This window comes from Acididesulfobacillus acetoxydans (assembly GCF_902729405.1).
Lineage (GTDB): Bacteria > Bacillota > Desulfitobacteriia > Desulfitobacteriales > Desulfitobacteriaceae > Acididesulfobacillus > Acididesulfobacillus acetoxydans.
In genome coordinates this window covers 1,879,490-1,896,017 of sequence record NZ_LR746496.1, presented here as the reverse complement: position 1 = coordinate 1,896,017, position 16,528 = coordinate 1,879,490, and the positions used below count along the sequence as shown (strand labels likewise).

General features: G+C 55.4%; 16 protein-coding genes. 6 read left to right on the top strand and 10 right to left on the bottom strand.

All coding sequences use genetic code 11. The features are described from left to right. Positions 1-99: 99 nt before the first annotated feature. Together acsA and MNU25_RS08370 are read right to left on the bottom strand one after the other, a co-directional pair. Positions 100-1,812: an acetate--CoA ligase gene (gene acsA / locus MNU25_RS08375; RefSeq protein ID WP_240984648.1), complete on the bottom strand. Its 1,713-nt coding sequence runs from the start codon at positions 1,810-1,812 to the stop codon at positions 100-102. Positions 1,813-1,841: 29 nt separating this feature from the next. Beyond that, positions 1,842-2,630, bottom strand: a complete 789-nt coding sequence (locus MNU25_RS08370) for an IclR family transcriptional regulator (RefSeq protein ID WP_240984647.1) — start codon at positions 2,628-2,630, stop codon at positions 1,842-1,844. Positions 2,631-3,152: 522 nt separating this feature from the next. On the opposite strand from MNU25_RS08370, the gene pheA reads away from it, so the two are divergent. Then, on the top strand, positions 3,153-4,007 hold the full coding sequence (pheA, locus tag MNU25_RS08365) for a prephenate dehydratase (RefSeq protein WP_240984646.1): 855 nt from the start codon (positions 3,153-3,155) through the stop codon (positions 4,005-4,007). Positions 4,008-4,287: 280 nt separating this feature from the next. On the opposite strand, the gene thrC is transcribed toward pheA, so the two are convergent. Continuing rightward, on the bottom strand, positions 4,288-5,763 hold the full coding sequence (thrC, locus tag MNU25_RS08360; protein WP_240984645.1) for a threonine synthase: 1,476 nt from the start codon (positions 5,761-5,763) through the stop codon (positions 4,288-4,290). A gap of 168 nt (positions 5,764-5,931) precedes the next feature. Here thrC and MNU25_RS08355 point away from each other — a divergent pair, with 168 nt between their 5' ends. Further along, positions 5,932-7,320 carry a uridine kinase family protein gene (locus tag MNU25_RS08355; RefSeq protein ID WP_240984644.1) on the top strand — a complete coding sequence of 463 codons (1,389 nt, stop codon included), beginning with the start codon at positions 5,932-5,934 and terminating at the stop codon, positions 7,318-7,320. Here the strand turns inward: MNU25_RS08355 and MNU25_RS08350 are convergent. Beyond that, positions 7,308-7,598, bottom strand: coding sequence for a GIY-YIG nuclease family protein (locus MNU25_RS08350; RefSeq protein WP_240984643.1), 291 nt, complete (start codon positions 7,596-7,598; stop codon positions 7,308-7,310). The genes MNU25_RS08355 and MNU25_RS08350 overlap by 13 nt on opposite strands. Positions 7,599-7,789: 191 nt before the next feature. Beyond that, positions 7,790-8,614, bottom strand: coding sequence for a menaquinone biosynthetic enzyme MqnA/MqnD family protein (locus tag MNU25_RS08345; protein ID WP_240984642.1), 825 nt, complete (start codon positions 8,612-8,614; stop codon positions 7,790-7,792). 73 nt (positions 8,615-8,687) lie between these two features. Between MNU25_RS08345 and MNU25_RS08340 the strand changes: the two genes are divergently transcribed. After that, positions 8,688-9,404 carry an HAD family hydrolase gene (locus tag MNU25_RS08340; protein WP_240984641.1) on the top strand — a complete coding sequence of 239 codons (717 nt, stop codon included), beginning with the start codon at positions 8,688-8,690 and terminating at the stop codon, positions 9,402-9,404. Here MNU25_RS08340 and MNU25_RS08335 read toward each other — a convergent pair. Further along, a complete protein-coding gene (locus MNU25_RS08335; RefSeq protein WP_240986781.1) occupies positions 9,397-10,152 on the bottom strand; it encodes a fumarylacetoacetate hydrolase family protein in 756 nt (251 codons plus the stop codon). The two genes, MNU25_RS08340 and MNU25_RS08335, sit on opposite strands and share 8 nt — an antisense overlap. A gap of 91 nt (positions 10,153-10,243) precedes the next feature. Between MNU25_RS08335 and nth the strand changes: the two genes are divergently transcribed. Further along, complete coding sequence (gene nth / locus MNU25_RS08330; RefSeq protein WP_240984640.1) at positions 10,244-10,894, top strand: endonuclease III; 651 nt, start codon at positions 10,244-10,246, stop codon at positions 10,892-10,894. Positions 10,895-11,311: 417 nt separating this feature from the next. Further along, on the top strand, positions 11,312-12,067 hold the full coding sequence (locus MNU25_RS08325; RefSeq protein ID WP_240984639.1) for a TSUP family transporter: 756 nt from the start codon (positions 11,312-11,314) through the stop codon (positions 12,065-12,067). A 14-nt stretch (positions 12,068-12,081) separates the two neighbouring features. On the opposite strand, the gene MNU25_RS08320 is transcribed toward MNU25_RS08325, so the two are convergent. Then, positions 12,082-12,843 (bottom strand): PRC-barrel domain-containing protein, encoded by a 762-nt coding sequence (locus tag MNU25_RS08320; RefSeq protein WP_240984638.1) that lies wholly within the window; start codon positions 12,841-12,843, stop codon positions 12,082-12,084. A gap of 279 nt (positions 12,844-13,122) precedes the next feature. Between MNU25_RS08320 and MNU25_RS08315 the strand changes: the two genes are divergently transcribed. Continuing rightward, positions 13,123-14,187, top strand: coding sequence for a GGDEF domain-containing protein (locus MNU25_RS08315; protein ID WP_240984637.1), 1,065 nt, complete (start codon positions 13,123-13,125; stop codon positions 14,185-14,187). Between the two features lie 103 nt (positions 14,188-14,290). Here MNU25_RS08315 and MNU25_RS08310 read toward each other — a convergent pair whose 3' ends face one another. From MNU25_RS08310 to MNU25_RS08300, 3 genes are all read right to left on the bottom strand, one after another. Then, the gene (locus MNU25_RS08310; protein ID WP_240984636.1) at positions 14,291-14,935 is read right to left on the bottom strand and encodes an IMPACT family protein; all 645 of its coding nucleotides are present in this window, start codon (positions 14,933-14,935) and stop codon (positions 14,291-14,293) included. A gap of 113 nt (positions 14,936-15,048) precedes the next feature. Continuing rightward, the gene (locus MNU25_RS08305; RefSeq protein ID WP_372503584.1) at positions 15,049-15,447 is read right to left on the bottom strand and encodes a thioesterase family protein; all 399 of its coding nucleotides are present in this window, start codon (positions 15,445-15,447) and stop codon (positions 15,049-15,051) included. A 437-nt stretch (positions 15,448-15,884) separates the two neighbouring features. After that, on the bottom strand, positions 15,885-16,307 hold the full coding sequence (locus MNU25_RS08300) for a CBS domain-containing protein (protein ID WP_240984635.1): 423 nt from the start codon (positions 16,305-16,307) through the stop codon (positions 15,885-15,887). Between the last annotated feature and the right edge of the window lie 221 nt (positions 16,308-16,528).

Sequence of the window (16,528 nt, the reverse complement as noted above, 5' to 3'; positions counted from 1 at the left end):
TCCCCGTCCGAAAAGTCCAGTCAAAACCCTTAATGGTCGTATTTGGGCATGAACGGTCATTGATGAACGTTTCGCGAAACATTGTTTCACGGGACAATCTCAATCCTCGCCGCCGGAAACGTCGCTCACCGGCAATCCCAGCTCCATCGCTTTGAGCACACGGCGCATCAGCTTGCCGCTGGTGGTACGGGGAAGCTTGGCACACACCTCTATGTCCCTGGGAACGAAACGCGATCCGAGCCGGCTTTCCACAAACCCGCGGATTTCGGCCTGCAACTCCGGTGACCAGGGGTATTCGGGGCGCAGAACGACGAAGGCCTTGATCACTTCCCCCCACAAAGGATCGGGCCTGCCGATAACTCCCGCTTCCAGCACAGCCGGGTGCTCGTTCAATTTATTTTCGATTTCGATGGGCCCTATCCGTTCGCCGGCTTTCTTAATCACGTCATCAACCCTGCCCTGGAACCAGAAATACCCGTCCGCATCTTTGTAAGCCAGATCCCCTGTTAAATACCAGGGGGGCATCCGGAAATAGTCCCGGTATTTCTCCTCGTCTTTCCATATCCCGCCCATCATGGCGGGCCAGCCGGCCCGAATGGCCAACTGTCCCACCGCCAGGGTGGGAAGTTCCCGCCCTTCCTCGTCCACGATTGAAGCCTGAATACCGGGCAGAGGGCGACCCATGGAACCCGGTTTCAGCGGTAAGGTGCGGAAATTGGCGATCATCTGCCCGCCCGTTTCCGTCATCCACCAAGTATCGTAAACCCTGAGGCCAAATGCCTTTTCACTCCAGCGGATGACCGCCGGATTGAGAGGTTCGCCGACGGTAAGAATGTGGCGCAAATCTTTAATCCCGTAACGGGCTTGCGGATTTTCCGGGCCAAAATTCATCAGCCGTCTCAGTGCAGTCGGAGTCGTATACCACACCGTGACCTTAAATCTCGTCAGAATCTCGTACCAACGCGCCGCCGCAAATTCGCCGGAATAAATAATGCTGGTCACACCGTGCAGCAGCGGGGCCCAAATCCCGTAAGAAATCCCGGGTACCCAGCTCGGCTCGCTCGTACACCAGTAGACATCCTGTTCCCTGAAGTCCAAGACCCATTTGCCGCTCTGGTAATAGTGGGTGATGCCATCCTGGACATGGATAACACCCTTCGGTTTGGCCGTAGAACCCGAAGTATACATGAGCATGATGGGAGCTTCTCTGGCCGCGGGAGCCGCCGTGAAGTCGTCCGCCGCCTCCGCCATTACCGGATCATATCCCACCCAGGTCCCGGCAGGGGACGATTCGCTGCCGACAACGATCAGCCGCCTCATGGCAGGCAGTTTGCCCCTCTCAATCCGGCCCAGGAGTTCTCTCAAGGTCACCACCGCCGCCGCCTCACTGTCCCGCAGCATCTCTGTCAGGGCATCGTTCATAAAGGCCGGGGACAGAGGTACAACGATTGCGCCCAACTTAATCACGCCGAGAAATGCAACGTAAAACTCGGGCAGCGGCGGGAGGAAAAGAGCAATACGCTCCCCGGGGGCTACCCCTAAAGCGCGCAGGGCATTGGCGAAACGGTTGGTCAAGAGCTTGAGCTGATGGTAGGTCAAAGTGACGGTACTTAAGCCGTCAAAAAAGCGGAAAGCAACTTTCCCCCTGTGCGGCCCCTCGGCCTGGCGGTCAACCGCCTCCACCGCTATATTCCACCCGACCTGAGGATCGAGCCCCATTTCCCGTTCCGCATCGGCCCACCGGAAAGTACTGTAGGCCTTGTCATAGTCGTCCAGATTTGCCGTAGCCGTCTTACGGCCTTTTGAATTCATTTCGCGCTCCTCCCCCCCGTATCGTCGTCCTAGCGGTCACCAACAACCTGGGGCCGGTAGCCTAAGCGTGCGGAGACCGAACCGCAGGCCTCTTTGAGAACGGTCACCAGCCGGGCCAGCCTTTCTAGGGTCAAACGTGATGTAGGACCTGAAATGCTGATGGACGCGATCACCCGCCCGGTATGGTCAAAGACCGGTGCCGCCACCGATCTCAAGCCCTCCGCTAACTCCTCCGCGTTGATGGCGTACCCCTGGTTCCGCACTTTCTCCAAATGAGCCAACAGGTTGTTAATATCTGTGATGGTATTCACCGTATATTGAGCCAGGGGATGTTTATCCAAGAGGCGGGTGATCTGCTCAGGGGTCAAAAAAGCGATCAAAGCCTTGCCCTCCGCCGTACAATGAACCGCACCGCGTAAACCCATATTGACAATGATCGTCTCGGGAGAATGATCCCGCTCAACCACGACCATTTCTCCGTCATCCAGTACCGCCAGCTGCACGGTCTCCCGCGAAATCTCCACCAGTTCTTTCATGTAGGGAATTGCTTCTTTGCGAAAATCGAGGTTATTGAGCACTTCAAGCCCCAGGCCCAAAACTTTTATTCCGAGTCGATAGCGTTCCGTATCTTTATCCTGTTCGACATAGCCGATAGTCATAAGCGTGCTAAGCAGACGGTGCACTGTACTCTTGTGCAAACCGACGCAGTGAGCAAGTTCCGTCACCCCGATGCCCTGCGGATACCGGCCGAGAGTTTCTAAGACCGTCAGGGCCCTTTCTATCGACTGTACGGCTTGATCGGTCGTGCGTTCTGCCAATTCGCTTGATACCTCCTTAGCCGCTGAAGCAGAAAGGTTCAAGTTCGCCAACCTCTCCCGCGCTTTTCATACTGAAACCGGTGCCCTTAGTATAGTCTCTCAACCCGACGCAAAGCAACTGTTTTACCTTAATATTCAGATATCTATTTTATCACTTCTGTCTTTAAGCTCGCCTCCCTCGCCGGGGCCCGGCCCCAAACCCGCCAGCGGTTTGGACAAGCGAAACAGGCAGCGTACGTTCCACTGCCTGTTTCTGCCACCTCGTCCACCTATCTCCCAGGAAGGTTCCCCTACCTTCCAGGTAATATTTTACTAAATATTTTCCGTTCTGGCAAGTTAATGCTCAAATTTTTTTTACTTATCGGGGGCATTTTCCGTAACTCTTCAGGGGCGATCCCCGCGTCTCAAAAGTGTCGTCGGGAGAGCATGAAAACAGTCGCAGTGAGAAAAACAGTTGTGAGAAAACTTCGGGTCATATATAATAAGCCTGCCAAACCGATTTTCGCAGAGGGGGAATTCACGGTGAAGCGTATGGGTTATCTTGGCCCGAAAGGAAGTTTCTCTGAAGAAGCTTTGCACTACTTTGTCCAAGTCCATCAGGACCTCTTGCCCTTGGATTATCAGCCTTTTTCCACCATTCCCAGACTCCTCCTGGCCTGCGATCGCAAAGAGATCGACTGGGCTTTCGTCCCTTTGGAAAACTCGACCGAAGGCCAGATGGGTGTCACCATGGATACTTTGGGCCAGATACAAGAACTTTACATTACCCGGGAATTTGTCCACCCCGTGGACCATTGTCTATTGACTCCGGAACCCCTGCCGCTGCCCGAAATCCAACGGGTCTACGCTCACGAGCAGGCGCTGGCTCAATGCCGGGAATTTCTCGACACGCATCTCGCCCAGGCCGAGCAAATCCCCTGCTTCAGCACCGCCGAAGCGGCCGGAAAAATTTCTTCCGTGCGCGAGCCCTGGGCGGCCATCGGCCCTCGCAGGGCGGCCCAACTTTACCACCTTCATCTCCAGGAAGAACGGATCCAGGACGGGGTGCTCAACGCCACCCGCTTTGTTCTGGTCGGCCCTCAGTTGGCGGAAATGAGCGGTGATGATAAAACCTCTTTTCTTGTGACCACCGAGAATTCGCCCGGTTCCCTTTACCGGATCTTGCATGAACTGGCCGTGCGCCGGATCAACATGACCCGGATAGAATCCCGGCCCTCGAAACAAAAGCTGGGGGAATACGTCTTTTTCATTGACGTCGACGGATACGTTTTCTCTCCGGCCATCCAGGAAGTACTGGAAGCTTTCCGGGAAAAATCCGTCTTTGCCAAACTCCTGGGCTCCTATGCCAAAGCCCATCCGGACGAAAGCGTCTTCTAACCTTGACCCTCCCCTGACCGAAGTCCGAACCGCATAATCACTGAAGTCTCCAATTTTGTCCCAAAGGACTTTCCTAAAACGTCTTCCTCGGCCATGACCCGAGTCTTTCGTTGCAGCCTTACGACTTTCTCCAGTACCGAATAGGTACTTCCCCAGATGATTGTCCTCGGAACCCGGCATAAATCGAGTTGCCAGAACCCCGAACCTTCTCTTGCTTAGTGCGGCAGCACCTACTATACCCGATGCCTTGTGCGGCTGCACCTGCCATACCTGACACGCGTTAGAGAGCTAATTCCTTAAGCAAAACAGCGGACATTTCTTTGGGACTACAGTGCCAAACTTTTCGCTCCGCCCGGGCTTCAAGTCCCCTCAAACCCGCTGGGATCTCCCAGCCGCTCTCTTGCTGCAAAAGCTCGAGATCCTGCCACTCGTTCCCGGATCCCTCTTTCCCTTCGATGCTATTAAGCACACTGGTCGCGAACTTAAAGGGACTGGCAGTCGAGAGGATGACGGTGAAAGTCGGATCCCCGGTCTTCAACCGGTAATCCTCATACACCCGGGCGGCAACCGCTGTGTGCGGATCCAAAACATAGCCGTGCTCCCGGTAAGTGCGTTGTATTTGATTTCTGACCTCGGGTTCGTCCGCCCAACCGGCAAAGATCTGGCTGCGACTCCGCGCCAGTGTCGCGGCGTCTACTTGAAAAGATCCGGTTTGCGCCAGTGAGTCATACCATTGCCGGATGCTTTGCGCCTGCCGTCCGGACATTTCGTAAAGAAACCGTTCGAAATTGCTGGAAACCAGAATGTCCATTGAAGGTGACATCGTCAGGAAAAACGGCCGCCGGCTCTGATAAACTCCGGTCTCGAAAAAATCACTCAGGACCTTGTTTTTGTTCGAGGCGCAGATCAACCGGCCCAAAGGAAGACCCATGCGTTTGGCATAATATCCGGCCAGGATATTGCCGAAGTTTCCCGTCGGCACCGCCACATTCATCAGAGCACCGGCCCCGACGTGACCTTGTTCAACCGCCTGCAGGTAAGCCCAATAATAATAGACAATTTGGGGCAAAAGCCGGCCCCAATTGATGGAATTGGCGGAGGAAAAAAATATCTTCTCAGCCCGCAGCCGCTCCGCCAGCGCGGTCGAGGCAAAGATTTCTTTCACGCCGCTTTGGCAGCGATCAAAATTTCCCTCAACCGCCGCCACATAGGTATTCTGTCCGCCTGCGGTCGTCATCTGACGTTCCTGGACGGCGCTCACCCCTCCGGACGGATAAAAAACGACGATCCGGGTTCCGGGCACGTCCTTAAAACCTTCCAAGGCTGCTTTTCCTGTGTCGCCGGAAGTGGCAGTGAGGATTAATACCTCCGCGCCCGGCTCCAGCTCCTTCATAGCAGCCCGCAAAAGATGAGGAAGAACCTGCAGAGCCATGTCTTTAAAGGCGGCGGTGGGGCCGTGCCACAGTTCAAGAATGCCAAAACCATCCGGCCGAAGCAGGGGAGCGGGATTAACCCCGGCGAAGGCCCCCTGCCGGTAAACTTCGACGGCCCGCCCCAGAACCTCCTCTCCCATGTCCGGAAGATAAAGGGAAATTACCTTTTTGGCCAAGGCAGAGTAGTCAAGGCCACGCAATCCGCTCCAGGGAAGGTCCGGAACCCGGAACGGAACAAACAGCCCCCCTCCCGGCACCATTCCCAAAGCGATGACGCTTTTTCCCGCCCTGCCTGAACTATTTCCCCGAGTGCTTTCGTACAAATTTTATCCACTCCTAGTCTTTCCTCAATTACCCGCGTCACCGTTTTTCCGGCGCCGGAGCCGTCTTCGGGCAAGAGAGCGGCTCTCTGCGCCACCGTCATAAGTATTCCACGCCCGCCGGGAAGAATCCTTTTAGCCATAAATTTCTCTTGAGCCGGGGTGAAAAGAATGTCAGAAAATACATTGCGTCAATACCGTCAAACAGCGATCTTGGGGCTCATCCTTACGGTGGAAAAGCTTTTTCCCACCGAACAACTAAAAATAGCCCACTCCATCCTTAACGGCATCTATTGTGAACTGGAAAGATCCTTGCTTTCTTCCCGCGAAGTTCGGAATATCGAAGACAAGCTGCGGGAATGGGCCCGGAGGGATACCCCGATCACATGTACCCCTGGGGATGACGGATTTTTTCACTGTGAATTAAACGGCCGGCAGATCAAGTCCCTCTATCCTTCCCGTTCGCATTCCGGCAGTTTGCGCGATTTCCGGCTGGTCCACTATCCTCCCGGATTCATCCTTCTCTTTCCCGACCCCGAGGACAGCGAGCAATCCTCCCCTTTTGTCTTGCCGGAAAAACTGTCCGCGACCTTTTCGGAATCACAACGCTGGGTTGAGAACCTTAACCTGGACGAAGTCTCCGACATCAACCGGATCATTGCCGACCAACGTTCCTACGAAATCACCGCTCTGGCGGAAGCCTTGCACGAAAAGAAGATTTCCTTGATCGCCGACCGGATTCTCGAACAAAAGCGGCATACCCGCATCGTCCTGATCTCCGGCCCCTCTTCATCCGGCAAGACCACCTTCGCCCAGCGTTTATCGACCCAACTGCGGGTGAACGGCCTGAAGCCCGTCCCTCTTTCCCTGGATAACTATTTTCTGGCCCGGGAGGACACGCCCAGAGACGCCAGCGGCCAACCGGATTTCGAAGCTCTGGAGGCTTTGGACCTGGGCCTTCTGAACAGGCAGTTGGACATCCTGAGCAGGGGAGGAGAGGCGGAAGTTCCCATCTTTGACTTCGTGCAGGGAAGAAGACGCCCCGTGGGAGAGACATTGGTCCTTAAGCCCGACGAAATCCTGGTGATCGAGGGAATCCACGGTTTGAATCCCCGGCTGGCTCCATCCCTTGGGCGCAGCCAAACTTTTAAAATTTACGTCAGCGCCCTCTTCCAACTGAATGTCGACCCTTTAAACCGCATCCCGACCACAGAGGTGCGTTTGATCCGCCGTTTGGTGCGCGATGATCAGTTTCGCGGCATCGACCCCATCCGCACTTTAAGCCAATGGCCGAGTGTGCGCCGGGGGGAGAACAACGCTATTTTTCCCTATCAGGAAGAAGCCGATGTGATGTTCAATTCCAGCCTTCTCTATGAACTCAACGCGTTAAGGCCGTATGCCGAACCCCTCTTAGTCAATATTCCCCCCGGCAATCCCCATTGCGAAACCGCCGAGAGACTTCTGCGCCTTCTCTCTTTCTTCACCCCCCTGGTTCCGGATAAAGTTCCCCCCAGCTCGATCCTGCGCGAATTCATCGGGGGCAGCATTTACCCTGTCTGACAAGGAAAGGGGAATCCGAGGGCCCGGATGCTATCCGCACTCCTGATCAATTCTTCCTTTTTCGCGCGGCTGCATTTTTTGATACCCGCTTCCAAGCGCAAAGCCTCGCTCCTGGAGTTGACCCGCCAGGCCCGGGCCAGAGCGACGGGAAGGCGTCCGGAGGTATATTTCGCCCCCCGCCCTTGATTATGCTCCTGCAGGCGACGTGCCAGGTCTGTGGTGAGACCGCAGTACAAACTATTATCCCCGCACCTGATTAAGTAAACCCAATATTCCATAGCTCAGTACACCCGATCCGTTTAACCGTTGACTTCCTCCCCGCGCAGAAACGTGAGGATTCCCAAGTCCCCCGCAGGATCTTGGCAGGCGACGAGCCCTGAGCGGAGGCGGCTGACGCAAGTTTTCTTATCCTGCGGGAAAAGTCAACTTTCTCACAGGAGAACATATACCGGCCCAAGGCCCTCGGCTGTTAAACCAAAGGGCCGGGCCAAAGATTCAACTGCACCCGGCTCGGTAAAAGTCCCTGTTCGAAACATAGAGCATAGTATTTCTCCAAACCGGCAATAATCTCTTCGTCCAAAGTGTAATGGAATTGCGCAAAATAATCAAACCAAAAATCCGCCTCCCCGCCCAGCATCTCCACGCAGGTTTGAACGACGGAGGACATATCACTCAAAGCTTGCTGCTTAGCCCGGATGAGAAGTCTATGCACCTCAACGATCTCCTGCGGGCGCTTGAGAATGAGATCCCGCGGATAAGCCCAGACCGCAAAAGACATAGCACAACCTGTCCATTTCCGCCACTGTTCACCCAGATCAAAGATGTGGCAAGGCGGATGCTTCAAAGCCTCCTCCAAAGCCATATCCGCGATCAGCAAGGCCGCATCCGCCCGAGCGAACATCTCCTCCAACCCGCCCGACATGGCCTCATAGAAAGGCCTGACCCCGTAAAACCGTTCCAGAAGGATTTTGGTCAAATTAACCGAAGTCGCCGAATTTACGGTTAAAGCCACTCTTTTCCCATCCAACCCCTCCGGCGGCACTTTGGAAAAGAGTAAAATGGAGCCTACCCTGCCCTTGGTTGACACAGACAACCCCGGCAAGACCGCGTAGTCACGCCAGTGCTGCCCGTAAGAAAAACTGCTGATCGGCGCCAAGTCAATACGGCCGTCCCTGAGCATGGCATTATGCCCGGCCGGCTCAGCCGTAACCCATGTTAGCAAAGGATGGTTACGCGGTAAATAGTAAAACATAGGTAACATATTCGTATTGGGATTATGTCCGATGCGAATCATTCTTACACCTTCATCCACTATTTGACAAATTCTATATAACAAGGTCTATTTCACAAGATCGCGGGAGGAGAAAATGTCCCAGCCACTTGACCACATACGGGTGATCTTTTTTGACCTTGATGACACCTTGTGGGATCACCGCCATAACCAAGAAGCCGCTCTGGCCATCGTCCACCGTGAACTGAGACTGCCGGGGGACTTCTCGGAATTTCACGGGATTTACCACCGGGAAAATGAAAAGGCCTGGGCCAAATACCGTGCGGGCGAATTCGATGCCGAAAGCGTCCGTTTCCAGCGCTATTACCGTACTCTGCTGCACTTTGGCTTGGACGATCCGGCTTTTGCCCGGGAAGCCGACCGTCTGTACCGGGACATTTATCCGCGCCAACCACATCTTCGGGCAGGGGCACATGAGACCCTGACCTTACTCAGCCGGTCTCACCCGCTCGGCCTCATTACCAACGGGTTTTGCGCTTCCCAGAACACAAAGCTGGAGACCAGCGGACTGAGGGGCTATTTCCGTTACCTGGTCTTCTCCGAAAGTGCCGGTTCGCCCAAACCCCAGCCGCAGATTTTTCGCTATGCCTTGAGCCTGGCGGGCTGCCGGGCCGATGAAGCCGTTTACATCGGCGATGATCCGGTAAATGACATTCGGGCCGCCCAGGTCTTGGGCTGGCGAACCATCTTCTACAATCCGGAGGATAGGCAGCAGGCCTGCTTTGCCACGCCGCCGGACGCTGTCGTCAGACATTTAGGCGAAATTGCCCGCCTGCTGCCGGCTTTCACTTGACCCGGTTTCGCAGCTCACCGATTCCCTCGATTTGGACGATCACCCGATCGCCTGAACGCATGGGACCGACCCCTTCCGGCGTACCGGTCATAACGATGTCTCCCGGGTTCAGCGTCATGACCCGGGAAATAAAACTCAGCAGTTTGGGCAGCGGATTGAGAAAGTGTCGCGTATTAGAGGACTGCTTGACTTCTCCGTTCAGCAACGTCCGGATCGCGGCCGCCTTCGGATCAAAATCCGTGACCACCCAGGGGCCGATGGGACAAAACGTGTCAAAAGACTTGGCCCGAGTCCACTGCCCATCTTTTTGCTGCAAATCGCGGGCGGTCACGTCGTTGCCGCAGGTATAGCCGAAAACAGCCGCCAGGGCCTCTTCTTCCGCGGCCTCTCTCACTTTCCTGCCCATGACCGCAACCAGTTCCCCCTCGTAATCCACCCGTCGGCTCATAGCCGGACGCTCAATCTCGGCTTCCGGATCCAGCAGAGCCGAAGGCGGCTTCAAGAAGAGCACCGGGTCTTCGGGAAGGGCGTGGTTCATCTCCCGGGCGTGCTGCGCGTAATTCACCCCCACGCACACCACTTTGCCCGGCAGCACCGGAGCCAAGAGGGAAACCTTGCCCAAGGCCGTAACTTCACCGTTCGGCCTGCTGCCCGGAGCGAGGAAAGATCCGTCCAAAACTTCGATTTGATCCCCCCTTAAAACCCCGTACTTCACCTGATCTTGCTCCCTAAAGCGCACATACTTCACGATATTATTCCATCCTTTCTCAACATTTTGCAGCCTGCCCGCCCCAAGTGAAGGAACCCGGCAGGCGCCAAGCCAAGCGATAAAAGAGGCGATGATCATCAAGAACCCGTCAGAGGTGGCCGTAATTCTGGAACTTCTCAGCCAAGCCTATCCCCAAGCGCATTGCGAACTAAACTTTACCACTCCGTTCGAACTCCTCGTGGCAACCGTGCTAAGCGCCCAGTCAACCGATCAAAGGGTCAATAAGGTGACGGCAAGGCTGTTCGCCCAACATCGCACCCCCGCGGAATTTCTGCGCTTGAGCCAAGCGGACTTGGAGGCGGAAATCCAAGAAATCGGGCTCTTCCGCAGCAAAGCCAAGAATATTTTGGCGGCCTGCCGGGCCTTGCGGGAAGAATTCGGCGGAGCCGTTCCCCGCACTTTGCCCGAACTCATGTCCTTGCCCGGCGTCGGGCGAAAAACCGCCAAGGTCGTACTCAGCAATGCTTTCGGTATACCTGCTTTGGCGGTCGATACCCACGTTTTCAGAGTGGCAAACCGCCTGGGCCTGGCACAATCGACCCGAGTCGAGGAGACAGAGCGGCAGCTCGAGGCTGTGATCCCGCGCGAACAATGGATTCAGACTCATCACCGCCTGATCTGGCACGGCCGGCGCCGCTGCGGCGCGCGCAAACCGGCTTGCGAAGGTTGCACCCTGCAAGCTCACTGTGAGTATTTCTGCCTTGAACACCGCCCTAAATAGCTTTCTCTCCCGCACCGAGTCATATACGGCCGCGGCGTTCCGACCTCCATCGGGATGACCTCACCCGCGCCTGTCCCTGCTCATCCCAAAAACTCCTCGTTATTTCTGACACGATGGGTTCCTTACACCAAGATTTCTTTGGCGGCAGCACGGCAATTTTCATCCTCTGCCGGCTCCCCGCCGCTGCGGCTTGGGGATCCGCCGTACGGCCTGCCGGGATTTACTTTCCCGGCAACTGAGCGTCTTGCTTCTTTCGGAAGCCTTCTTTCTTCTTGCGCAACAGGTGTTATAATATTAAGGGTCAATGAACTCGTTCAGAAGAAGCCGGACATCACAGTGCTCTGTGGACACTGTCGCCGCCGCAAGCTTTCAAAGAATACGGATGAATCACCCCGAAAGGGACAAAGGGGAACCACCATGATCCTGACTCTTGCCACCGTTTGTCTGGCCGGTTTCTTGGCCGCCACTGTCGATGCCATCGCCGGTGGCGGCGGACTAATCAGCCTGCCGGCACTCTTGCTGGCAGGCATACCGCCGCAACTGGCCTTGGGCACAAACAAATTCGCGTCCACGACGGCTTCTTTCAACAGTTCTTTTACGTTTGCCCGCTCGGGCAAAGTCTATTTCCCTCTGGTCAAACGGCAAGTTTTGTTTACATTTCTTGGGGCTTGTCTGGGTGTGTGGTCAGTGCTTCATATCGGCACAGACTTTCTTAACAAGATCGTCTTCTTTCTGATTCTCTTGGTCGGAATTTACACGGTGGTCCGGAAAGATCTGGGCATGGAGGACCATTTTCAGGGGCTCAAACCGTCCGGCACGGCTTTGGGAATTGTGTTTGCTTTCGTCCTGGGGTTTTACGACGGTTTTTTCGGACCCGGCACAGGTTCTTTTCTTATTTTCGCCTTCATCGCACTCTACGGTTTTGATTTCGTCAGCGCTTCCGCCAACGCCAAAGTTCTTAACTTCACCAGTAACCTCGCCTCTTTGCTTCTCTTTGCCTGGATGGGTAAAATTGTTTACCTTTATGCCCTGCCTATGGCTTTAGCCATGATCACAGGCTCCCGTCTGGGAACCCGCTTGGCGGTCGGGCGCGGGGTCAGCCTTGTCAAACCCGTCTTTCTGACCATGTCCCTCCTGGTAGCCGTCAAGCTGGTCTGGCAGGTACTGAGATGAAGACTGCCCCTTATTCACTTTTGCAAATGAGCCGTAATCTCCATCAGAGTCTTATGTTTGGATATATTCTTGAGAACCTCCGGAGTCATGGTTCTCCCGGCAGCCCAGGTTTCACCGTTGTCCAAGACGATATCTTTTTCGACCGTTTTGCCGAGAAAGTACTCCAATTGTTTTCGTTCAAAGGCATTGAAGCCGCTTTCTTTTTCCGCCGGCTTCGGACCGGCACTTTCCCCATCTTCTGCCGGTCTGCCCGAACCTTCGGCCTTACCCGCGGCCGAGTTTGACTCCGAGATCCGCGCCGGAATATCCGCTGGCGGAACCTCAACAATTAACAGGTCTTTACCATAGGTGATAATCTGATCCGCCGGGACTTCTAAATGCTGTCCGTCCGGCGTACGGTAAAGGCAGGCGGCAATCTTGCCCGCTTTCTCGTCGAAAACCACTTCCTCTACCTCTCCGATCAACTGCCCGGTCTTCGTCAAAACCCGAGTGGCTTTGACCCGTACACCCTCGCCCAGCAGTTCCTGCGCCGCCGTGTTGTGGGCCACATCTTGAATCACTTGAGGAGAGGGAATGGTCAGAGCAAATTCCCCTATCCCTAAGATGTCGGCAAAGGCGATGACTTTGGCCCCGAAATAATCACTTGGCCGGTCCAAAATGACAAATTCCAATGAACCGCCCTGGGCACTCAAAACCAATTCTTCAACCAGCCCCATGTCCGTAGCGTCTGCTATACTGATAATGCGCAAACCGATGATCTCCTGACTCGTTTTCACTGCCCAACCTCCATACCTGACAAATTTGCGCCGCAACAAGCCCTGCCCGCTCCTTTCGGCGTCATCCGCAACGAGCAAAAACCCCTAGGGCATTCGCAACGATATTCGACGGCAGCGCCGTTTTTTCCTTCTTCTCGTCATAAACTGAACGTTGGCCCAAGCTTTAGACCGCCAAGACCGATTTCCCAGGACAAACTTACCTTGGGAAGAGGATTCCGGCGTTCTGAGGCGAATAGTAAACTAAGTTTAGTCTGCTCATGGCCGGGAGGGTCGAAGGACATGTCTGAGTCAGAACAGCGATCCGGGAACGGGCTCATCGAACGCCTGCAAGCCCGAATCTCCGAGTTGGAAGTCCAACTTCAGGAGATAACCCTGCACAACCGCGTGTTGCTGGACATCGCACGCGCTTTGAATGCCTCCCTGGATCCGCAGGTCATCGCCGCCAATATCATCAGTGCCTTTTCTTCTCTGATCGCGATCGACAGGGCCAGCGTCCTCCTCTACCGCGAGAAAAGTGAAACGTTCCGGGTGATCGGCGTATTTGACTCCTCCACCCTGTCCCCCCAATTACCGGCAGACTTCGATTTGGCCTTTGCTCTTAAGGTTCTCCATTCAGGAGAACCCTACTATCTTGAGACTGACCGTCTGCATCATTCCCTTCAGGCGTGGGACTGGATCTGCTGCCTGCCCTTGCACAGCGCCCAGCGGAAAATCGGTACCATTAACATTCATGCGATTCGTCAGACGGAAATCAGCAACGCTCAAAAGGACTTCTTGGAAACGGTGGCCGGGCACGCGGCCTCCGCTTTGGAAAATGCCATCCTTTACGGAATCGTTCAACAGGAATCCGTCACCGACGGCCTAACCGGGATTTATAACCATCGCTATTTTCAGAAACGTCTGCGTGAATACGTTTCCCTCTCACAGCGGCGCCGGGCTCAGGGACCCTTCGGCCTCCTCATCATTGATGTCGACTACTTCAAACCTTTCAACGACCGCTACGGCCATCCCTTTGGAGATCTTGTTCTGAAAACGGTCGTCCAAACGCTGACCAGGAATCTGCGTCAAGAGGACGTCTTAGCGCGCTATGGCGGGGAGGAATTCGTTCTTCTCACACCCGGCACCAATGAAAAAGCCATTCGGCTAATCAGTGAAAAGGTACGTAAGGTAGTGGAGCAAACCAAAATCTTCAACCCCGCCACCGGAGAGGAACTTTCGATAACCGTAAGCATCGGGGCCACGACCTGGCATCCGTCAGACACTCCGGCTTCTCTTTTGGCCCGGGCCGACCAGGCCCTTTACCAAGCCAAACAGATGGGGCGCAACCTGAGCGTCTTCCTCTAAAAGGAAGCGCAGGCGCGGGACGTAAAGACTTGTCTCACGGCAAGCTCCCGCTTGGCTCCGTCGACTCCGGCCGGCAAACCGCACAAAACAGAGAGGCAGGCCTTCAGGCTTTGCGCTCATAGCTTTCGGGAGGCCTTTCCCAGACGACACCCTTTTCCTCGCTCGAAACCTGCCCCCCCGCAAACTCTTCCAGCCAGGCAGCGAACTGCCCGGCCTCCGCCTGGGGCACGCACACGGCTAACTCCACATCCTCCCGGAATATTTCATCTTTGACCCGCCAGGCCTGGCCCCGCAGGCGGTACTTTACGTTTTCATACCATGAGTAGGGCATTTTCAGACGGTAAGCGACATGAGGGGTCAGCAGTGTCACTCCGGTCTTGGTCAGAAGTTCCTTAGCCGTTCCGCCGTAGGCCCGCGTCAGACCGCCCGTGCCCAGTAAGATCCCACCGAAATAACGCGCGACCACCACCAGGGTATTCCACATCTCCCGGTACTGCAGGATCTCAAGGAGCGGCCGCCCGCCCGTTCCCTGCGGCTCCCCGTCGTCCGAGGCTTTTTCCGTCTTTCCTTCGGCCAAGCGATAAGCATAGACATAATGCTTGGCCGCGGGATATTCTGCGCGCACTTCGCGCCTGGCCGCTTCGACCTCCGCCAAGCCCTCGACCGGATAAACAATGCCGATGAAGCGGGACTTTTCAATTACCTGCTCCCACACCCCTTTTTCCGGGACGGTGTAATATCCTCTCATTTTTCGGATTCCCCTTTTCAGCTAACCACGCCGGACCGAACAAGACCGAGAAGGTAAAATCATCGCCTCCCCCCCGCACCCTGCGCGAAGCGGAGAAACGGCGAACGGCCCCTTCACCGGCGTTCCCCCGGCGCGTTTTTGGCGTAAACTTTCTTCAAAAATGCCTCGTCTTGGATTAGAAAGCGTTCATGACGTCCTTCGCCGATCTTCTCCACCTCGTCGAAAGCCTCAACTGAAAAAACCAGACGTCTCCGCTCCACCTCGATGAGTTGAGCGACAGCCCGTACCCTCATGCCCAGGGGGGTCGCAGCCAGGTGCCTTACCTCAAGGGCCGTCCCGACACTGGATGCCTGATATGGCTCCAGAGCTTGGACCGCAGCCCCTTCCATCAAGGCTATCATGGCCGGGGTCGCAAAAACCTCAAGCAATCCGCTGCCCATAGCTTTAGCCGTGTTACCCGCACTGACTTCGGTTCTCCGCTCACCCTTGATTCCTAACGGTAAATCCATCATGGTTCCCCTCCCTGCAAAAACTGTGCTCCGGACTCCTATTTCCCATTCTGTTTCTATATTTCATTCTATCACAACCCCCTCCCCGGAAGAAACCGTCAGAGACAAGACGCCTCAGAAAAACCGGAGTCGGCGCCGCGGCCGCCGCCCGTCAAGCCGAGGTAAGATTTCGTACGATTTCGGCTGCTGCGCGCGCGGGATTGCACGGCCGGAGCGAGCGCAGCCCAGCCGAGTTTCTTTGTCCTGCGGAAAACTTGTACTTGCCATTAGAAGGAAAGAGAAGCGCTGCCAGAGCAACGCTTCTCTTTCCTTCTATGCGCCTTTCCCAGGCCTGTGCCTGAAAAGCCGCCCGCCGTTTCCGGCCCTTGAGGCGCCGTTTTATTTCCGCATCCGGAACAATGCACCGAACTGATTCGGCTGTTCCTTACCGTTGCCGCGCCCTAATGCTGAATCCCGTGGGAGATATCGCTGAGCGCCTCTCCGGCCTCGTCAACATGCACGCGTTCGACCGCCAAATCGCCCAAAGCGAGCATACCGCAAATTTCCCCGCGTTCGACAACCGGCAGGCGGCGGACCTGATGGTCGGACATGAGCGCCGAGGCCTGGTGGACGTCTGTATCCGGAGTTACGGTCACGACATCCGTGCTCATCACCTGTCCGGCATTCAGGCTCATAGGGTTGCCATGGGAGGCGATCCCCCGTACTACAATATCGCGGTCCGTAACAATTCCCAAGAGCCGCTTGTTGTCACAGACCGGGACCGAGCCGACATCACTCTTCTGCATAATCTTGGCCGCCTCGATAATCGGGGTATCCGACCTGACACATTCAACTTGTTCCGACATTACGTCCCTGACTTTCATTTTGCAACCTCCTCCAATGTTTCGGTCATTTATCGATTCGTCACACCCAAGATCTAGTTTGGCTGCCGGCGCCGAAAACATGCATAGAAAACCTCAGCTACAAATTACCAGAACATATCTTTACAAAGCGGGAACAATAAACACGGAGCAGAAAAGCAGCCATAGCTTCCGTCGGCTTACTTTCAAACTTAACCACAAGGCGCTCCGAAATTTACCGATAA